Genomic DNA, 18,949 nt, shown 5'->3' with positions numbered 1-18,949 from the left:
GCTTCCTGGCGGTGCCAGACGTCTCCGCCATCACCGCGTGTCCACGGGCCTCCGCGTCAGCAGCGCGAGCAAGGCCTGTCCCACCACCACCAGCGCGATGAAGGCACACGCCAGCACCGCGGCGGCGGCGGGGTCCGCGTAGCTCTGCAGCTCGAACAGCAGCGTCCCGAGCACGTCGGTTCCCGCGGGCACCAGCAGGACGGACATCGTGATTTCCGTCGCGCACGCGAGGAACGCCAGCACGAAGGCCGCGGTGAGCGCGGGCCGAAGCAGGGGCAGGGGCGCATCCACGAACGCGCGCCACGGGCCCGCGCCGCTCACCCGCGCGGCCTCCGCGAGCGAGGCATCCAACTGCGCGAGCGCCTCCTCGCTGTTGCGCGCGCCCAGGGCCAGGTACTTCGCCACATAGGCGATGAGCAGCAGCCACGGCGTGTGCGCCAGCGCGAGCACGAAGGCGACGCGGTCCAGCAGGATGAAGCGCAAGTCCCGGGAGAACGCGAGCAGCAGCGCCAGGGCCAGCACCGTCCCCGGCACCGCGTAGGGCCACACCGCCAGCGCCTCCACCCCCGGGCCCAGCCGCCGCAGCCCGCGGCGCAGCACCGCCGCCGCGAGCCCCAGGGCACAGACCAGCAGGCCCGCGCCCGCCGCGAGCAGGACGCTGCGCCCCAGGGCGTGCAGCGTGCGCGGCTCCAGGAGCACGCCCGACCAGTGCGCCAGCGTCAGCGCCTCCCACGTCAGCGCCGCGCCGAAGCTGCGCTGGAGCGACGTGAGGAGGATGGCGCCCAGGGGCAGCAGCACCAGCACCCCCGCGGCCAGGCTCACCGTGCCCAGCACGAGGCCGCGTGCGCGCCCCAGCGGGAAGGGGCGGGAGGACAGGCCCTTGCCCGCGCTGAGCCGGACGCGGCCCGCCCGGCCCAGGGCCCACGTCACCAGCAGCGACAGGGGCGCCAGCAGCAGCAGCGAGGTCGCCAGCAGCGCGGCGCGCGCCAGCCCCTGCTCACCGCCCATCAACACCAGCTCATAGATGCGCGTGGTGAGCACCCGCGTGGGCGGCGAGGCCGACACGCCCAGCAGGTACGGCACGCCGAAGGACGAGGCCGCCATGAGGAACACCATCACCGCGCCGGACAGCAGCGAGGGCAGCGCCAGCGGCAGCGTCGTCGTCAGCAGCGCCCGGACCGTGGAGGCGCCGCAGACGCGCGCGGCTTCCTCCACCGCCGGGTCCACGCGCCGCAGGGCCGCCGCGCCCGCCAGGAGCACCAGCGGGAGGCCCGACACGCCCTCCACGAAGGCGATGCCCACCGGGCCGTAGATGTCGAAGGTGTCACCGCCCAGGAGCCGGTTGAGGTACCCCGCGCGAGGGCTCGCGAGCGACAGCCAGCCCATGCCCCAGATGAACGCGGGCACGGCGGAGGGCAGGGTGAACAGCACCGTGAAGGCCCCTCGCAGGGGCAGGTCGGTGCGGAACAGCACCAGCGCCAGCGGTGTCCCCGCGGCGAAGGCCAGCGCCGCCGCGCCCGTGGCGATGCGCAGCGTGTTCCCCAGCGCGCCGCCCTCCGCGAGCAGCCAGCCCAGGCCCTCCACCCCGGCCGGCCCCAGCCCCCGCCAGAGCAGCGCGGCCACCGGGAGCACGGAGAAGCAGAGCACCGGCAGCAGCCACACGCCGAGCCCCAGCCACCGGGCCTTGGACGCCGCCGCGCTCATTGTGAGAACGCCCGCCGGAAGCGCTCCTTCACGGCGCCGCCCTGCGTGAGCCCGCGTTCGAGCAGCTCGGGGGTCCACGGGCGCGCGCGCTCCAGCAGCTCGGAGACGCCGGCCGCTCCCCTCGGACCTCCGAGCCTGGGGTCCACCGCGTGCATGTCGCCCTGCTCTACGATGATGCGCTGGCCTTCAGGGGACAGCAGCACGTCCACCACCGCCTTGGCCGCCACGGGGTTGGGCGTGGTCGCGAAGAGCGCCGCGGGCCCGGGGATGACGACGGCGCCATCCGTGGGCCACACCACCTCAAGGGGACTGCCGCGCGCCTGGGCCGCGAGCGCGTTCTCCAGCAGCAGCACGCCCGCGTCCGCCTCGCCGCTCTCCACCTTCTGGAGCACCGCCGCGTTGCCACCCGCGACGATGGCGCCCCGCTGGCGCAGCCCGGGGAAGAAGGACTCGCCGTGCTTCGCGTCGCAGAACACGGCCCAGGTGAAGGCGGTGCCGGACGTCAGCGGGTCTCCAATGGCCACGCGCCCCGTCCACGGCCCCTGGGCCAGCTCCGCGAAGGAGGCGGGCGGCGGGGGCCCGCCCTTCCGGTGGACCAGGACCATGGTGGACAGCCGCAGCGCCGCGTAGCGCGCGTCCAGGTCCACCAGGGCGCGAGGCACCCGAAGCACATGGGGCGAGGCGTAGCGGAGCAGGGCGCCCTCGCGCGCCAGCCGCTCGTAGAGGAACGGGTCCGACGTGGCCAGCAGGTCCGCGCGCACGGCCCCGGCGGCGCGCTCCGCCTCCAGCCGGCTGGCCACCTTCTCGCTGCCCGCCTGGTACCAGCGCACCTGGACGCCGGGCAGCCGCGCCTTCAGCAGCGGCTCCAGCGCGTCCAGGACGTGCCGGTACATGGACGTGTAGACCCAGACGTCCCCGGACGGCGCGCCCTCGCGCGCCTGGGCCGGCCCCGCCGAGGGCGCGGCGGACTCGATGCGGCAGGCGGTGAGGAGGACGAGCGCGGCGGTGACACCCGCGGCCCGGAGCAGCGTGGGCAGGGACGACATGCGCCGGGGATTATGCGGCACGCGCGCGCCCTGTCACGGTGCGGAAACGAGAAGCCCCTCCGCGCACCGGGCACGGAGGGGCCGCTCGCCGGACAACGGACCTACTTGCAGGCCCGCGCCGGCATGGCGTCAATCCAGTCGGCGATGAGCTGTGAGCCCTGGTCGTGGCGCAGCGCCCGGCCCAGCTCCGGCATCATCTTCCCCGACTCCTCGGTGTGCAGGCGGTACCAGAGGATGGACGTCGAGTGGTCGCCCGGGACGATGTCGAACTCACCGCCCACGCCACCGCCCGCGGAGCCCGGTCGCTTGCACACGCCCAACGTGAACTCATCCGTGTTGTCCACGTTGAGGAACAGCCGGCTGGTGGTGCCCGCCGTCCCCTTCGGGTTGTGGCAATGCGCGCAGTTGATGTCCAGGTAGGCGCGCGCGCGCCGCTCCAGCGTGGCCTCCTCCGGGTTGAACGCGTTCGGCTCGCGGGGCACCTGGTCCACCGGAGGCAGCCCCGTCAGTCGGCCCAGGTCGGCCAGGTGCTGGAGCTGGTTGACGGGCCCGTCGCCGTAGTCCTGGTCCTGGTTGAGGTAACGGGCCTTCACCCCAATGGGGACCAGCACCTGGTTCTCCTGGGCGTCCTGGACGTGGTGGCACTTCTGGCACTGGTTCTTGCTGGGGACCAGGTAGTCCAGCGTCCGCTCCACGCCGTCCTCGCCGATGAAGCGCACGTCGCGGACGACGCGGCCGCCGTTGGCCAGCGTGGCCTCTGTCTGGGCCTCGTTCCAGAAGTAGGGGAAGGCCTCCCAGCCGCCAGGCTGCCGCACCAGCACGCGCGTCTCGATGACGCGCACGTCCTCCTCCGGCTCCCGCAGGTCCGCGGGGAAGGCGAACGTCTTGGTGATGACGGTGCCCACCGGCAGGTCCAGCACGTCGCTGGCCGAGTACCGGGCCTGCGCGTCCGGCGGGATGTACAGCGTGCGGGACTTCACCGAGTAGTCGGAGAAGAGCGGCGTGGTCAGCGCGTAGGGGATGTTCCCCTCCACCGGCTTGAGCCCGCCCGTCGCGGGTGTCCCGGTGAAGAGGCCGAAGCCCGACAGCGCGTTGGGGATGGGCACGGTGCCGTCGGGCAGGCCCGCGTCCGGCGTCCCCGCGTCGTCGGGCGTGCCCGCGTCCGTGCCGGCGTCGTCCGCGCCCGCGTCGCCCGTGCCCGCGTCGTCACCCGCGTCAGGGGTGCCGCTGTCCGCGGGCGGGTTGCCGGAGTCGACCACGGAGCCGCCGTCCGGCGTGGGCGGCACGCCGTCTTCGTCACCTCCGCATGAGGCCAGCGCCGCGGTCACCAGCACCGCGGCGAGGCCCAGCCCGGGGATGAACGGCCTGTGCATGCGTCCGTTCTTCACCGGTTCACTCAGCGGAGGGTCAGGGCCGGGGTGAAGCCCGCGCAGTTGTAGGGCTCGGCATCCTGGGCATAGCGGCGCGTCTCGCCCCAGGCGGCGGCCACGTTTTCGGGGGTGGGGCCCGCCGCGAGGTGGCCACCGACGGCCTGCAGGTCGAAGTCCACCACAGAGGCCTGCGTGCCCTCCGGCAGCGTGTTGCGGGTGAAGCAGATGTTGATGGGGTTGGCCAGGCTCTCATCGCGAGGCGCCGGGTCGATGCCGTCCCACAGCACGTGCTCCACGCCCGTCACGCCGTGGGCCGCGGCGCCGTACTGGTAGACGGCGCCCACCAGCGCGCCCAGCGGCCGGCGCTCCGGGTCCGGCGTGCCGTTGTCCACCATGCGGCCGCTGCCTCCGGTGAAGGTGTTGTCGTGGATGAAGATGTCCTGGCTGGGGTAGTTGAAGAAGCCGGCCGCCCACTGGATGGGGTCGGACTCGATGGCCAGGCCGCTGAGGATGGCGATGTCCACCGTGTTGTTGTCGCCCCAGGTGTTGTGCTCCAGCTCCACCCGGCGCGACGCCAGGATGAACGTGCCGGTGCCGGCGGGGACCTGGGACACGGTGCTGCTGCTGGCCTCCACCGAGGCGAAGTTGGGCCGGTTGTTCCCGGTGATGGTGTTGTGGGCGATGTAGACGTCCGTGCCGCGGATGGGGTTGCCCGGCAGGTCGAACACCACGAGGCCCGTGGTGTTGTCCTGGGCGACGTTGTGGGAGACGTGGGCGAACTTCGTGTTCTCGATTTCGATGCCCGCCACGTTCTTCTTCGCCACGTTCCGCCGGACGATGGTGTGCTGCGTCTGCCCGACGTAGATACCCGCGTCGGCGGCGTTGTACGCCTCACAGTCCTCCACGAGCACGTACGTCGACTTCACGGGGTAGATGCCGTACTTGCCGTTGCTCTCCAGGTTCTCCGCGGCCCACTCCGTGCGGACGCGCTGGATGTTCACGTTGCTGGAGGACTCGATGCGCATGCCGTCCTTCTTCGCGTTCCAGACGGCCAGGTCGCTCACCGTGAAGAGCTTGCTCACCACGTCCAGGCCGTTGGTGTTCGCCGCGGCGTTGGAGAAGTCCAGCACGGTGCTGGCCTCGCCGCCGGTGGCCTCGCCCTGGGTGCCCTTGCCCGCGCCCTGGATGGTGATGCCGTTGGCGCGGATGGTGATGGCGTTGTCGAACTGGAAGGTGCCGGCGCCCAGCTCGATGGTGGTGCACTCCGCCAGGTCGTTCACCGCGTCCTGGAGCTCCTGCTCCTGGCCCGGGTTGAACGTCAGCGTCGTCTGCTCCTTGCCCTCGCAGGAGAAGTCCTGCGGCCAGGCCACGGTGCCGCCGTCCCCCTCCGTGCCGCCGTCGTCCGACGTGCCCGCGTCACCGCCGGCGTCACCCGCGCCCGCGTCCGGACGCGTTCCGGAGTCCGGCTGGCCCGCGTCGGGGCGGTCATCGCCGTCATCCGAACAGGCGGGGAGGGCAAGCAGACCCACGAGGGCCAGGAGCACGGCACGAGGCGCGCGCGACAGCGACAGAGGATGCATCCGGTATCTCCCGTGGAAGTGCTGCGCCTTCGGGCGCCCGAGCGCGGGGCTTCGGGGCGCAGCCAGGACCGTGCGAATCCTCCCTGTGAAGTTGAACAACCTCAAGGGTGAGCCATCAAAAACATCCACACCGTCCGTGACGCGATGCGTTCTGCAACACGGTTGATAAATTGCTCCAATCCTTCATGAGAGGTCGACGCGGTGCTGCCTTACTTCCCCTTCGAGCAGGATGTCTTTTCAATGTCGCTGGGCGTGCGTGCGCTGAGGCCCGAAGAGACACTCATCGAGGTAGACGCGCCGCGCTATGCGGAGGAGGTGGCGCTGAAGGAGGCCCTGCTCACCGCGGGGCACGCGGCGCGCTTCCAGGGCGGCCCCGGAACGGAGGCGCTCCAGTGGGAGACGCTGACGGTGCTGCTGCCCGCCATGGCGCGTCAATCCCCGGAGCACTTCACGCTGGAGGTGGAGGACGCGCGGTGGACCTGGCACAACCGCCTGCTGGGCACCCGGACGCACTTCACGCCGGGCGACGCGGCGAGCCTGCCGCTGGCGCCGTTGGACTGGTTTGGCCGGCAGGTGCAGGAGGACCTGCTGCTGCTGGACGGCACGCGTGAGGGGTTCCCGCTGGTGGCCGGCCAGCTCTGCTTCCCCTCCGGCTGGTGCCTGGGGGACAAGCTGGGCCTGCCGCTGCTCGCCGTGCACGACCCGGTGCCCCGGTTCAACGCGAAGCTGGGCCCCTCCACGTTGAAGCTGATGGACGGCTTGAAGCCCGGGCGCCCCGTCACGCGCTGCAACTGGGCCATCAGCGTCACCGAGCGGCTGGACCTGGAGCCGCACACGCTGCCGGAGTGGCGGCACCTGTTCGACGGCATCACCTCGGACAACGCGGGCGAGCGCTGCTTCCTCCGCCTGGAGCGCCAGACGCTCACCCGGCTGCCCCGCACGCGCGCCATCCTCTTCACCATCCACACCTACGTGGCGCCCATCTCATCCGAGGTGGCGCCCCCCGGCCGCCGGCAGCGGCTGGCCAGCGTGCTGCGCTCCGTGCCCGAGGACACCGCGGCCTACAAGCGCGTCGCCCCCGTGCTGGCGCCGCTGCTCGGCTATCTGGAGGCCAACTGCGGGTAGTGAAAAGGCCCACCTGCTGGGGAGGGCCGCGAGGTCGCCCTGGAGGCGGGCGGGGTGTCGCCCAGGGACAGGGACGCTTCCGGTGTGCGGTGGAACCGGCTGTCAGGCCATTTCTGTAGTAAGTCGCCCACCAGAACTGACTGCGGCGATGTCTCACTGCCGCTCCAAAAAGCAAGGAAGGGCAACGACATGCGGAAGACGTGGCTGGTCGCGGGAATGCTGGTGCTGGCGGGCTGCCAGCAGCAGGGCAAGACGGACGCGGCGGCGACGCCGGCGGCGACGGCTCCTGGCGCGAGCGCCAACCCCCAGACGGAGGACCAGAAGACGCTGTACGCGCTCGGCCTGTCCATTGGCCGCAGCGTGAGCGTGTTCGACATGACTCCGGAGGAGCTGGAGTACGTCAAGGCGGGCATCACCGCGCAGGTGAAGGGCGAGAAGCCGGCGGTGGAGCTGGAGACGTACGGCCCGAAGCTGCAGGAGCTGGCGCGCGCGCGCAGCACCCGCAAGGCGGAGGCGGAGAAGGAGAAGTCCAAGGCGTTCCTGGAGACGGCCGCGAAGGAAGAGGGCGCCGTGAAGACGGAGTCCGGCCTCATCTACAAGGAGCTGACCGCCGGGACTGGCGCGACGCCCGCGGCGTCGGACATCGTGAAGGTGCACTACCGCGGCACGCTGCCGGACGGCACCGAGTTCGACAGCTCGCACAAGCGCGGCGAGCCCACGCAGTTCCCGCTCCAGGGCGTCATCAAGTGCTGGACCGAGGGCGTGCAGAAGATGAAGGTGGGCGGCAAGGCCAAGCTCGTGTGCCCGTCCGACATCGCCTACGGTGACCGCGGCGCCCCGCCGAACATCCCGGGCGGCGCGGCCCTGGTGTTCGAGGTGGAGCTGCTGGAGATCGTCAAGCCGCCGGAGATGCCGGCCATGGGCGGCAAGCCGCCGGCGGGCAAGCCCTCCGCGGCCGAGAAGAAGTAGTCACCCGTCGCTGAGGCAGCACGCCCGGGGGGCTGGTGAGGGATTCTCCCCTCCCAGCCCTCTTCGCGTTCCAGGAGACGCGCGCGGCGCGGTGGCGCCCGGCGCCCGCCCGCGATAGTCCCAGGGCCGCCAGCGTCCCCGCCGAGGGGGCGGGCCAACCCACGGAGGTCGACACACCATGCGCCAGGGCCTGTTGCTGATGATGGGAGCGTTGCTGCTGAGTGGCTGCGTCCAGGGCCGCGCCCGGGAGGTCCTCCGCGAGCCGTCCGCCACGGGGGCCGTGTCGGAGGAGGCCTTCAAGGCGATGCACACGCTGCGGTCGGACGCCCCGCCTTCGCTCCAGGGCGAGGAGGTGGAGGTGGCCGGCACCCAGGCCTACCTGAGCCTGCCCCAGGGCGCCCAGGGGCCGCTGCCCGCCGTCCTCGTCATCCACGAGTGGTGGGGCCTCAACCCGCACATCAAGCACTGGGCGGACCGGCTGGCGGCGGAGGGCTACGCGGCGCTGGCGGTGGACCTGTACGGCGGCAAGGTGGCCACCACGCGCGAGGAGGCGCTGGCGCTCCTGAAGGCCGTGGACCCGGCGCGCGCGCAGGAGACGCTGCGGGCCGCGCACGCCTTCCTCCAGCAGGACGCGCGGGTGCGGGCGCCGCGCACGGGCAGCATCGGCTGGTGCTTCGGCGGCGGCTGGTCGCTGCGCACGGCCATGGCCATTCCGGAACTGGACGCGGCGGTCCTCTACTACGGCAACCCGGTGACGGACGCCCGGGAGCTCGCCGCCATCCAGGCGCCGGTGCTGGGCATCTTCGGCACGAAGGACCCGTCCATTCCGCAGGCGACGGTGCAGGCGTTCCGGCAGGCCCTGGATGAGGCCGGCGTGCGGCACTACATCCTGGAGTTCGAGGCGGAGCACGCCTTCGCCAACCCGTCCGGTGAGCGCTACGACGAACAGGCCGCCGCCGGCGCCTGGCAGCAGGTGGCGGCCTTCCTGGACCAGCACCTGCGTCAGTAGGGACGCTGGCCCACGTAGTTGCCCGGCGGCGCGTAGTTGCACACCCACAGGGTCCAGGTGGGGAACCTGGACCCGAACGGTGAGTTCTCCGTGCACTCCTGGACGGCGCAGCCCAGGGCCCGCGTGTTGCGCCACACCACCTGGGTGTAGTGCCCGCAGGCCTTGCCGCTCGCGCAGGTGTTGCTGCCGTAGTCGTAGTCCGCGGCCTCGTCCATCCAGCCCTGCACCACGCCCTGGGCACCCAGGGCGCTGGACGAGGCGGCGGTCAGGTTCTCCCCCAGGCTGCCGCGGTTGGCGTTGTGCGTGAAGTCACACCGGGCGGCGTAGGCCCTGGCCGTGCGCGTCGCCGCTTCGTCCCACGTCAGGTCATCCAGCGGCGGCGAGGTCGCCACGCTCCTGCGCGCGGCGTTGTGCGCGTCCAGCATGTCGCGGTCGAACTGCGTCATGGTCAGCGGCTGGTTGTCACCGTCACCGTCACCGTCGCTGGGCGTGTCGGAGCCACAGCCGATGAGGAGCGCGGAGACGAGCAGGCCAAGAGGCCACGGGCGGCGGAGCAGGGGACGGGGCATGGCGCGGAGTATCCGCCGCGGGCGGGAGGGCCGTCACCTCCTCGCCACGCGAGTGTCGCGCGCCATGGACGCACCAGCCCCGGAGGGCACGCGCCGTCCGCGCTCAGTAGGGCCGCTGACCCTCCCAGTTGCCCGGCGGCGCGTAGTTGCACACCCAGAGCTGCCAGGTGGGGAACTGCGCGCCGAAGGGCGAGTTCTTGTTGCACATCACCGTGGCGCACCCGACGGACGCCGTCTTGCGCCACACCACCTGGGTGTAGTGCCCGCACACCTTGCCCTTCTCGCAGGTGTTGCGCCGGTAGTCGTAGTCCGCGGCCTCGTCGGCCCAGCTCTTCACCACCTGGGACGTGGTCCACGCGCCGGGCGTGGCGGCGGCCAGGTTCTCCCCGAAGTCGCCCCGGTCCGGGTTGTGCTCGAACTTGCAGGCCTTCGCCCAGGACGCGGCCTTGCGCTGGGCGGCGCTGGACCAGGCGAGCGGCGGCAGCGGGGGCTTGGGCGCGGGTCGGGCCTGGGAGCGCGCCAGGTTGTGCGCGGCCACCATGTCCCGGGCGAAGGCCCGCGCATCCGGAAGGGCGGCGCGTGGCTGCGCCTGCTGCTTCGCGGGCGCGGCGGCCTGCCTGGAGGTCACCGCCTGCCGGGTGGTGGCGGTCTGCCTCTGGCCCTGGCGGGTGCCGCCGCTTCCGCAGCCGAGCAGCGGCAGCAGCAGGAGCAGGGCGGACCAACGGGGAGCGCGCGCGAAGGAAGGCATGGGGGCGATGATGCGCCAGGACCCGCTCTCATGCATGGGAAGCGTGCGCGGCGGGAACGGCGGGCGGCGGGCCGCTCGCTCGCCTGCCCCGCCGCGCACGGGTGTGGCCGGACTACACGACGAGGCCGGGCAGCGGGCCCGTCCCGTCGTCACCGAAGGTGGTGACGTCGGGCACGCCCATGGCCTGCATCAGGTAGATGTACAGGTTGGCCAGCGGGTCCTCCTGGTAGCGGATGTGCCGGCCCGGCGTGAGCGCGCCGCCGCCCCGGCCCGCGAGGAGGATGGGCAGGTCCACGTGGTTGTGGGAGTCCCCGTCGCCGACCTCGCTGGAGAAGTAGACGATGGAGTTGTCGAGCAGCGACATGCCGTTGACCTCGATGACCGACTTCATGCGCTCCAGCAGGTACTGGAGGAGCGTCACCTCCCACCTGTCGATGGTGGCGAGCGCGTCGTAGTTGGACTGCACCTTCTGGTGGTGCGAGTACGTGTGGTGCCCGCCGCTGAGCCCCAGGAAGGGGTAGACCTTGTTCGCGCGCGCGTTGGCCAGCATGAAGGTGGCCACGCGGGTGACGTCGCACTGGAAGGCGAGGACGATGAGGTCCATCATCGCCTTCGTCTTGGCCGTCGGGTCCTCGGTCAGGATGGGCGCCGTGGCCGGCGCGCAGGTCGCGGACGGGACGGAGACGTCGTCCACCTGCTTCTCCAGCTCCCGCACGCTGGTGAAGTACTCCTCCAGCTTCTGCTGGTCGGCCGCGCCGAGCTGGCCCTGCAGCGCGTTGGCGTCGTCGCGCACCACGTCGATGATGCTCTTGCCGTACGCGCGCCGCTTCTCGATTTGCGCCTGCGTCTCCCCGGGGATGGTCCCCGCGAAGAGCCGGTCGAACGCGGCCTGGGCGTTGGTCTCCTTGGCCACCGGTGTGCGGGGGCCGGACCAGGCGATGTTGTTGGCGTACGGGCACGCGTAGCCGGAGTCGCAGTTGCCGATACCGCGGCCCGCGTCGATGCCCAGCTCCATGGAGCCGTAGCGGGTGGCCCGCATCGCCGCCATGTGGTTGGCGATGACCTGGTCCATGGAGATGCCCACGCGGATGTTGGTGCCCTCCGTCTTGAAGACCTTGGCGCAGGACAGGAACGCGCCGGTGGCGGCGGCATGGTGTCCGTCACCATCGGGAAAGGCGGGCTTGTTCGCCAGGCCGGAGACCACCAGCAGGTCGTCCTTCACCGCCGCCAGGGGCTCCAGCGTGGGTGTCAGCGCCCAGCCCGGTCCCTCGGTGGTGGGCGTCCACTTCGGCATGTGGATGCCGTTGGGCGTGTAGAAGACGGCCAGCCGCCGGGGCACGTCGCCCGGCGCGCCACGCGCGGTGCGAGGCAGCATCTGCTCCAGCAGGGGCAGGGCCATCAGCGCCCCGGAGCCCCGCAAGACGGTCCGTCGCGAAAGTTTGAATTTCTTGCTCATGGGGTCTGCGCCTCCTCCGCGCCGCGCTGTCTGAAGTGGCTGCTCGAGACGATGCTGAGGATGTAGTCGACCAGTCTTCCACCGCGGGCCTCCGCGTGGCTGGCGATGTCCACGACCGCGCAGTGGTCGGCCTCGTTCATGCCACGGCCCGTGGCATAGGTGAGCATGTGCTCGGTGATGCAGTTGGTCAGCTTCGGGTCTTGCTTCAGGTAGGTCTGCATGTCGCGGACGCCGTTGAGGATGGCGCCGTCGGGCATGTCACCCGTGGCGTCCACGGGCGCGCCGCTCACCTCCTGCATCCGCCAGCGGCCAATGGGGTCGAAGTTCTCCAGCGACAGCCCCAGTGGGTCCATCAGCCGGTGGCAGCCCTGGCACGCCGGCGCGCTGCGGTGCAGCGCCATGCGCTCCTTCATCGTCATGTCCGGAGTGATGGGCGGCGGCAGGTTCTCCACGTCCGGTGGTGGTGGCGGCGGCGCGGAGCAGAGCAGTTGCTCCAGCACCCAGACGCCGCGCTGCACCGGCGAGGTGCGGTCCGGGTTGGAGGTGACGGTGAGCAGCGAGCCCTTGCCGAAGATGCCGCTGCGCTCCGGGTGCCCCGTGAGCTCCACGCGGACATGCGTGGGGCTGCCGGGCGGGGGCAGGCCGTAGTAGGCGGCGAGCTGGTCGTTCACGTAGGTGAACGGCGCGTCGATGATGTCCTTCAGCTTGTGGTCCCCCGCGATGAACTCCGCGAAGAAGAGCTCCGTCTCCGTGCGCATGGCGGCGCGCAGCTCCTCGTTGAACGCGCCATAGAGCGTGCCGTCCGGCACCGCGGTGCCCAGCGCGCGGGTGAAGAGCCACTGGCCGGCGAAGTTCTCCACCAGCGCGCGTGCCTTCGGGTCCGCGAGCATGCGCCGTACCTGGGCCTCCACTTCCACGGGGTCGGTCAGCTTCCCTGCCTCCGCGGCGGCGAACAGCGCGTCATCCGGCATGCTGCTCCACAGGAAGTAGGAGAGCCTGCTGGCCAGCTCGTAGTTGTCGAGCGTGTACGGCTCGGTGCTTCCCGGCGGCGCGTTCTTCTCCACCCGGAAGAGGAAGTGCGGTGAGATGAGCACCGAGCGCAGGGCCAGCTTCACGCCCTCGGCGGGCGGGTCCGCGTGCTGGCTCGCCAGGGTGACGAAGCTCATCAGCTTGTCGACCTCCGCCTGCTCCACCGGACGGCGCCACGCGCGCCGGGCGAAGTCGGACAGGATTTCGTTCGCGCACGGCGCCGGGTTGGCCGGGTCCAGCGTGCACGAATTGAAGACGCCGCGCGTCCAGGCGTCCTCCACCAGCTTCTGTGCCGCGGCCGAGTACTTCTCCATCAACAGCGGCGACAGCGAGAGCACGTCGGCGATGTTGTCGAAGCCGTAGCCGTGGTCGTCGATGGGAAAGTCCTTGGCCGGCTGGGTGGTGTCTCCCAGCAGGTCCCGCACGGTGGCGTTGTATTCCGCGCGGTTGAGCCGGTGCATCGTGACGCGTCCAGGTTTCCTGGGCACGTTCTCGCACTCACCTGCCACCGGCGGCGGTGACCCCGGTGGCGGAGTTGGATCCACTGGAATCTCCTCATCGGGTTTGACCCGGGCCATCGGGTCGTCATCGGTACAGCTGGTCACCAGCAGGGCGAGAGTCGCGCCCGCAAGGAAGAGCCAGCCCCCTCTTCGTCGATGCATGGGTGTCACGTCGGCTACCCCCCTCCACACTGCCCCCTACGAAGCCGGGACAGCCGAAGCCGTAGCAAGGTGCTCTCCAGCAGGGCCCGTGGCCTGGTGGACCTCCGGGGCGTGCCAGGGGGCAGGCCGGCGTTGGCCACCCGCCAGCCACGGGGCATGGGATGGGGACGCGTGGGTAACGCGTTTCCCGGCGTGGGCAGGCCGGGCGGACGCGGGCCACGGCAGGCGAGCGGCGCCCGCGCGGTGGAGGCGCGGGCGGACGGAGTGATACGCGCGGCGCTGAAGACGCGGCGCGCGGCGCGGCGCCTGGCCCGTGTGCCGCCGTCCAGGCGCGAGCCACCCTCGTGCCAACGGGTTGACATTCCGCCAACGAATCAGCCAAACAGGCGACGGTCAGGCCGGAATGCGGCAAGCGGCTGTGGCCTAGACAAGGAGTCCTTCGTGCCGTTCGACAATTTCCACGGGAAGAATCAGGGCTGAGCCATGGCGACGGGTTTCACGACTCAGCGTGTTCTGTCGGTGCAGCACTGGTCTGACCGCCTCTTCTCCATCGTCTGCACGCGTGACAGCGGCTTCCGGTTCCAGAACGGTCAGTTCGTGATGATGGGCCTGGAGGTGGAAGGTCGTCCGCTGATGCGCGCGTACTCGATGGCGAGCGCGAACTACGACGACACGCTGGAGTTCTACTCCATCAAGCTGCCGGACGGTCCGCTCACCTCTCGCCTGCAGAAGGTCACCCCGGGCGACAACGTGCTCGTGGGCACGAAGGCGGTGGGCACGCTCACCATCGCGAACCTCCGGCCGGGCCGCCACCTGTGGATGCTGGCCACCGGCACCGGGCTCGCGCCGTTCCTCAGCATGGTGAAGGACCCGGAGACCTACGAGCGCTTCGAGCACATCACCGTGGTGCACGGCTGCCGCAACGTGTGCGACCTGTCGTTCTCGAAGTTCTTCGAGGAGCAGCTCCCGAACGACGAGTACCTGGGTGAGCTGGTGAAGGAGAAGCTGACCTATCACCCGACCGTCACGCGCGAGCCGTTCCGCAACCAGGGCCGCATCACCGACATGCTCCGCGCGAAGCCGCTCGACCCGGAGACGGACCGCGTCGTCATCTGCGGCAGCCACGAGATGATCAAGGAGACGGCGAGCCTGCTCGAGGGCTTCGGCTTCCAGGAAGGCGACTCGCACGAGCAGGGCGACTTCCTCATCGAGAAGGCCTTCGTCAGCAAGTGAGCCGCGACCCCAGGCCCGGCTTCAAGCCGGGGCCGGGGCCGCCGTGCGCGCCGCCTACTTCGAGTCCAGCCAGGCGCGGTACGCGTCGAAGCCGTACTCCCGCCCCAGGAAGTCCTTCACCAGCTCGGCCGCGGGCTTGGAGCCGCCGGGCTCCAGCACGGTGCGGCGGTACTTCATCGCCGTCTCCCGGTCCAGGAAGCCCTTCTGCTGGAACTCGGTCTCCAGGTCCTTCGCGATGACGGAGGACCAGAGGTACGTGTAGTACGCGGCCGAGTAGCCATCCAGGTGCCCGAAGGCGACCTCGAAGTGCGTGCCATGCCGGTGCTCGTGCTTGAAGGGGCTGAGCTTGTCCTGCAGCGCCACCAGGGCCTGCGTGGTGTCGAAGCCGGGCGCGCGCGAGTAGTAGTCCAGGCTCAGCGCGGACAGGAAGAGCTGGCGCCGCGCCCACAGGCCCTGGCCGAACTCCTTCGACGCGCGCAGCTTCTCCACCAGCTCCGCGGAGATGGGCTCGTTCGTCTCGTGGTGCCTGGCGAACTCCTTCAGCACCTCCGGGTTGCCGGCCCACTGCTGGAGCAGCATGGACGGCGTCTCCACGAAGTCCCACTCCACGCGCGTGCCCGCGATGCCCGCCCACTTCAAGTGGCCGCCGAAGATGGCGTGCAGCAGGTGGCCGAACTCGTGGAAGAAGGTCTCCACCTCGTCGTGCGTCATCAGCTCGCCGGGGCGCGCGAAGTTGCACACCAGCGCCGCCTCCGGGTAGCGCTTGCCGGCCTGCCCCGCGACGAGGTCGAACTGCGCCGCGTGCTTGTACTTGTCGTCACGCGGGTGCATGTCCAGGTAGATGCGGCCCAGCAGCGTGTCGCCGTCGAACACGTCATAGGTCTCCACCTCCCGCTGCCAGACCTTGGCGTCCTTCACCGGCTTGTAGGTGATGCCCCAGATGCGCGAGGTGATGTCCATCACCCCCGCCTTCACCCGGCCGTACTCGAAGAAGGGCCGCACCGCCTGCGAGTCGAAGCTGAAGCGCTCCGCGCGCAGCCGGTCCTCGTAGAAGTCGTGGTCCCAGGGCTCCAGCACCTTGGCGCCCTGGACGTCCTGCTGCTTGCGCGCCAGGAGCTGCGCGTACTCCCGCTTCGCGCGGGCCTCGGTGGCCGCGCCCAGCCGGTCGATGAAGTCCGCGGCCGCCTGCTGCGTGCGCGTCATCTTCGTCTCGGTGGTGTACGCGGCCCAGTTCGCGTAGCCCAGCAGCGTGGCCAGCTCGTGGCGCCTGGTGATGAGCAGCGACAGCACCTTGTGGTTGGCCGGGTACGCGCGCTGGCGGTAGGCGCGCCACAGCTTCTCGCGCGCCTTCGCGCTCTTCGCGTACGTCATGAAGGGGAAGTAGTCCGGGTAGTTGGTGGTGATGACCACCAGGCCGTCCGCGCCCGGCGGGTGCGCCTCGCGGTAGTCCTCCGGCAGGCCGTCCAGCTCGGCGGGCGTGAAGGTGACCTTGCGCACGTCCTCGGCGATGTTCTTGCTGAACTTCTGCCCCAGCTTGAGCAGCTCCTCGTTGAGCTCCTTCACCCTGGCGCGGGTGGCGTCGTCGCGGTCCACGCCGGCGCGGCGGAAGTCGAGCAGCGCGCGCTCCAGCCAGTACCGGGTCGCCGCGTCCGTGGCGGACAGGTCCACCGCGGCCAGCACGTCATAGACGCCGCGGTCCTGGGACAGCGCCACGTTGGCGGAGTCCACGCGCTGCTCGCACTCGCGCGCGGCGTCGCGGAAGGCCGCGTCCGGATGCACCTCGCGCGCGAGGCTGGAGCGGTTGGCCGCGGCGAACAGCGAGCCCTGGGCCTCGTCGTAGGCGGCGAGCACCGCCGGGCCGTCCTTGCGCGCGTCCAGCGCCTTGATGGCCGCCACCTGCGCGCGGGCGCGCTCCAGGTCCGCGTCACACGCGGCGGTGAAGTCAGCCAGGGTGCCGGAGAGGACGCTGGCGCCCTCGGGGGGCGGCACGGGCCTGGGCGCCTGGGCGGCGGGGGCGGGAGCCGGGGACTGCCGCGCGGCGGGCTCGGGCGCCGCAGGGGTGTGCGTGCAGCCGGCCGACGCCAGTGCCGCGGAGAGGGTGAGGGCGCTCAATCTCTTCAAGGGTGGGTTCCTCCGGAGTCCAATGGAAACGTCGGAGCGTCATGCCACATCCCGTCCGCTTCCGCTCGGCGCAAGGGATGCGGACATCCAGGCGGAGGCCCTGGCCGATGACGGACCGTGAATGCGTGGAGCTGTTGCAGTGGGCGGCGCCCCGCCTGCGCCTGCGTTGGGAGGGCTTCCGGCGCGTCCGGGGGCAGGTGTGCAAGCGCATCGGCCGCAGGCTGAAGGCGCTGGGCCTGCCAGACGCCGGGGCCTATCGCGCCCGGCTGGAGGCCGAGCCCTCGGAGTGGGACGTGCTCGACGCGCTGTGCCGCGTCACCATCTCCCGCTTCTACCGGGACGCGCGGGTCTTCGAGGTGCTGCGCCAGGACCTGCTCCCCGCCCGGCTGCAGTCCCTCCTGGCCAAGGGAGACGCGACGCTGCGGGTGTGGAGCGCGGGCTGTGCCTCGGGCGAGGAGCCCTACACGCTGTCGGTGCTCTTCCGGCTGGGGCTCCAGCCCCGCTTCCCGGGCGCGCGGTTGGCGCTGGTGGCCACCGACGCCGATGAGGGCCTGCTCGCGCGGGCGCTGCGGGGCTGCTACCCACGCGGGGCGCTGAGGGAGCTGCCTCCCGAGTGGGCGGAGCGCGCCTTCCCGGGCACGGGTGACGAGCCCTGCCTGGCGGCGGAGTACCGGGAGGGGTTGGACTTCCTCCAGCAGGACCTGCGCGCCCGGATGCCGGACGGGCCATTCCACCTGGTGCTGTGCCGCAACGTGGCCTTCACCTACTTCGCGCCGCCGCTCCAACGCGAGGTGCTGGCCCGGCTGGTGGCGCGCCTGGTCCCCGGTGGCCTGCTGGTGATTGGCGGCCATGAGTCCCTGCCCGAAGGCGACTTCGGCCTGACGCGCGCCGCGGGCCCGCTGCCTGTCTTCGCGCGGACAGACGTCTGAGACTGGAGGGCGCTTTCCACCAATCCCTCCGGTGCGAGCATCCCCTGTCGCCGGGCCGTGCTCCCTGTCAGGGGCGCAGGGCCGGCCTGCTCCTGGCCGAGGGAATCCGCTGATGCGCACGAAGCTGTGGTGGGCCGTCGTGCTGGTGGCATGTGCTTGTGGTGGCGCCGTGAAGACGGGGGACGACGTCCCGTTGAAGCAGGAGGGGCTGTCGCTCGCCGCCTCGCCGCGAGGCTCCCGCGGCAGCTTCGCGCACCAGGGGGAGCAGGTGACGTTCTCCTCGCGCCAGGTGGAGCCCGGCGTGTTCCGGGTGGAGGTCCGGCTGCGGGGCCTGACGCTCACCGGGTTGATGGAGCCGGCGAGTGGCGTGTCCACGCTGGATGGGTTCGCGGAGGCGAACGGCGCGGACGCGCAGATGGGCGCCGCGGACCGGGCGCTGCTGACCGCCCTCTACCGTGAGCTCAACGCGGCGCTCCCCGCCGGAGACGCGGCGGCGCCGGAGGCCATGTACCTGCGCCGCGCGGTGAGCGTGTGGTCCCAGTACCCGGACACCGTGGCGCTGCGGCGCGCGGTGATGGGGGAGAAGGGCCGCGGCTATACGATGTTGTGCAGCTATGCGCGCTGCAACGGCCGCGACACAGGGAGCTGCGGGGGCGTCTACAACTGGTACGCCCACGCGGCGCATGACTGCGACCGGGGCGGCTTCGACTGGCCCGGCAACCAGCAACTGGCCCAGTTGGGGGACCACTACTCGTGCAATGGGGACGAGTTCTTCCTGGCAGGGGGCACCTGGCTCTGCGGGTCCCCCGACCACTGGCACCGGCCGAAGGTGGTGGGCAACTGCTTTGGCCGCTGCGGCAGCGATTGCGGCGGGGACACCCAGTACACGGTGGATGCCACCAACCACGATAGCTGCGTGCGCAATGGCCACATCCTGGTGAGCGGCTGGTGCAACGACCAGTTCGTCGCCGCCGTGGATGACGAGCTCTTCGCTCCCAACTGCTACTGAGCCATGCCACGACGGTCCACGCCAGCGCGGTGGATGGGGTGGCTGACGCTGGCCGTGCTCGGCTGTTCCTCCGAGGCGTCGAAGACGCGGGCCGCGGAGGCGGCGGTGCGTCACTTCTTCTCGGTGTTGCCCGCGGGAGACTGCGAGGTGCTGGCGCCGCTGCTGGCCACGGGAGGAAGCGCGAAGCCCTGTGTGGAGACGGTGCGTGAGCTGCGGGGGCATGGCCTCACGTTGGTGGGGATTGTCGAATCGGCGGTGGATGGGCGCGACGCCGAGGCTGTCCTCGTGCGGGCCCGGATGGCGCATGGTGGGCGGGAGCGCCCGGCACCGTGGTTGCTACGGGTGGAGCGGCAGGGCGGTGTCTGGCGCGTGCGCTTCTGAGCGCTGGGA

16 protein-coding genes are annotated in these 18,949 nt (G+C 71.3%); 7 read left to right on the top strand and 9 right to left on the bottom strand.

Features of this window, described 5'->3' with window-relative positions:
- Window positions 1–30: 30 nt before the first annotated feature.
- From MYMAC_RS34385 to MYMAC_RS34370, 4 genes are all read right to left on the bottom strand, one after another.
- The gene (locus MYMAC_RS34385; protein WP_095961139.1) at window positions 31–1,704 is read right to left on the bottom strand and encodes an ABC transporter permease; all 1,674 of its coding nucleotides are present in this window, start codon (window positions 1,702–1,704) and stop codon (window positions 31–33) included.
- Window positions 1,701–2,750, bottom strand: a complete 1,050-nt coding sequence (locus MYMAC_RS34380) for an ABC transporter substrate-binding protein (RefSeq protein WP_095961138.1) — start codon at window positions 2,748–2,750, stop codon at window positions 1,701–1,703. The genes MYMAC_RS34385 and MYMAC_RS34380 overlap by 4 nt, the downstream gene beginning before the upstream one ends.
- Before the next feature lie 101 nt (window positions 2,751–2,851).
- On the bottom strand, window positions 2,852–4,123 hold the full coding sequence (locus MYMAC_RS34375; RefSeq protein ID WP_239989195.1) for an SO2930 family diheme c-type cytochrome: 1,272 nt from the start codon (window positions 4,121–4,123) through the stop codon (window positions 2,852–2,854).
- 23 nt (window positions 4,124–4,146) lie between these two features.
- Window positions 4,147–5,700 carry a parallel beta-helix domain-containing protein gene (locus tag MYMAC_RS34370; protein WP_095961136.1) on the bottom strand — a complete coding sequence of 518 codons (1,554 nt, stop codon included), beginning with the start codon at window positions 5,698–5,700 and terminating at the stop codon, window positions 4,147–4,149.
- Window positions 5,701–5,901: 201 nt separating this feature from the next.
- Here MYMAC_RS34370 and MYMAC_RS34365 point away from each other — a divergent pair, with 201 nt between their 5' ends.
- From MYMAC_RS34365 to MYMAC_RS34355, 3 genes are all read left to right on the top strand, one after another.
- Window positions 5,902–6,825, top strand: a complete 924-nt coding sequence (locus MYMAC_RS34365) for a heme-dependent oxidative N-demethylase family protein (RefSeq protein WP_095961135.1) — start codon at window positions 5,902–5,904, stop codon at window positions 6,823–6,825.
- A gap of 189 nt (window positions 6,826–7,014) precedes the next feature.
- Entirely contained in the window at window positions 7,015–7,794 is a 780-nt protein-coding gene (locus tag MYMAC_RS34360; RefSeq protein ID WP_013937240.1) for an FKBP-type peptidyl-prolyl cis-trans isomerase, read from the top strand.
- A gap of 178 nt (window positions 7,795–7,972) precedes the next feature.
- Window positions 7,973–8,803: a dienelactone hydrolase family protein gene (locus MYMAC_RS34355; protein WP_013937241.1), complete on the top strand. Its 831-nt coding sequence runs from the start codon at window positions 7,973–7,975 to the stop codon at window positions 8,801–8,803.
- Here MYMAC_RS34355 and MYMAC_RS34350 read toward each other — a convergent pair.
- From MYMAC_RS34350 to MYMAC_RS34335, 4 genes are all read right to left on the bottom strand, one after another.
- Complete coding sequence (locus tag MYMAC_RS34350) at window positions 8,797–9,372, bottom strand: CAP domain-containing protein (protein WP_095961134.1); 576 nt, start codon at window positions 9,370–9,372, stop codon at window positions 8,797–8,799. The genes MYMAC_RS34355 and MYMAC_RS34350 overlap by 7 nt on opposite strands.
- Before the next feature lie 103 nt (window positions 9,373–9,475).
- Window positions 9,476–10,120 (bottom strand): CAP domain-containing protein, encoded by a 645-nt coding sequence (locus MYMAC_RS34345; RefSeq protein WP_239989194.1) that lies wholly within the window; start codon window positions 10,118–10,120, stop codon window positions 9,476–9,478.
- Window positions 10,121–10,232: 112 nt separating this feature from the next.
- Window positions 10,233–11,576 (bottom strand): DUF1552 domain-containing protein, encoded by a 1,344-nt coding sequence (locus MYMAC_RS34340; RefSeq protein ID WP_095961132.1) that lies wholly within the window; start codon window positions 11,574–11,576, stop codon window positions 10,233–10,235.
- Window positions 11,573–13,066, bottom strand: coding sequence for a DUF1592 domain-containing protein (locus tag MYMAC_RS34335; RefSeq protein ID WP_239989193.1), 1,494 nt, complete (start codon window positions 13,064–13,066; stop codon window positions 11,573–11,575). The genes MYMAC_RS34340 and MYMAC_RS34335 overlap by 4 nt, the downstream gene beginning before the upstream one ends.
- Window positions 13,067–13,750: 684 nt before the next feature.
- Between MYMAC_RS34335 and MYMAC_RS34330 the strand changes: the two genes are divergently transcribed.
- Entirely contained in the window at window positions 13,751–14,500 is a 750-nt protein-coding gene (locus MYMAC_RS34330) for a ferredoxin--NADP reductase (RefSeq protein ID WP_013937246.1), read from the top strand.
- A gap of 54 nt (window positions 14,501–14,554) precedes the next feature.
- Here MYMAC_RS34330 and MYMAC_RS34325 read toward each other — a convergent pair whose 3' ends face one another.
- Complete coding sequence (locus MYMAC_RS34325; protein ID WP_170114793.1) at window positions 14,555–16,621, bottom strand: M3 family metallopeptidase; 2,067 nt, start codon at window positions 16,619–16,621, stop codon at window positions 14,555–14,557.
- Window positions 16,622–16,728: 107 nt separating this feature from the next.
- Here MYMAC_RS34325 and MYMAC_RS34320 point away from each other — a divergent pair, with 107 nt between their 5' ends.
- From MYMAC_RS34320 to MYMAC_RS34310, 3 genes are all read left to right on the top strand, one after another.
- Complete coding sequence (locus tag MYMAC_RS34320) at window positions 16,729–17,550, top strand: CheR family methyltransferase (protein WP_095961130.1); 822 nt, start codon at window positions 16,729–16,731, stop codon at window positions 17,548–17,550.
- A 112-nt stretch (window positions 17,551–17,662) separates the two neighbouring features.
- Window positions 17,663–18,559, top strand: coding sequence for a hypothetical protein (locus MYMAC_RS34315; protein ID WP_095961129.1), 897 nt, complete (start codon window positions 17,663–17,665; stop codon window positions 18,557–18,559).
- Window positions 18,560–18,562: 3 nt separating this feature from the next.
- Window positions 18,563–18,940: a hypothetical protein gene (locus tag MYMAC_RS34310; RefSeq protein ID WP_095961128.1), complete on the top strand. Its 378-nt coding sequence runs from the start codon at window positions 18,563–18,565 to the stop codon at window positions 18,938–18,940.
- The last annotated feature ends 9 nt before the right edge of the window (window positions 18,941–18,949 follow it).

Source organism: Corallococcus macrosporus DSM 14697, from assembly GCF_002305895.1.
Lineage (GTDB): Bacteria > Myxococcota > Myxococcia > Myxococcales > Myxococcaceae > Myxococcus > Myxococcus macrosporus.
Note: the sequence above shows the minus strand (reverse complement) of the source record. Positions and strands in the feature narration are given on the sequence as shown.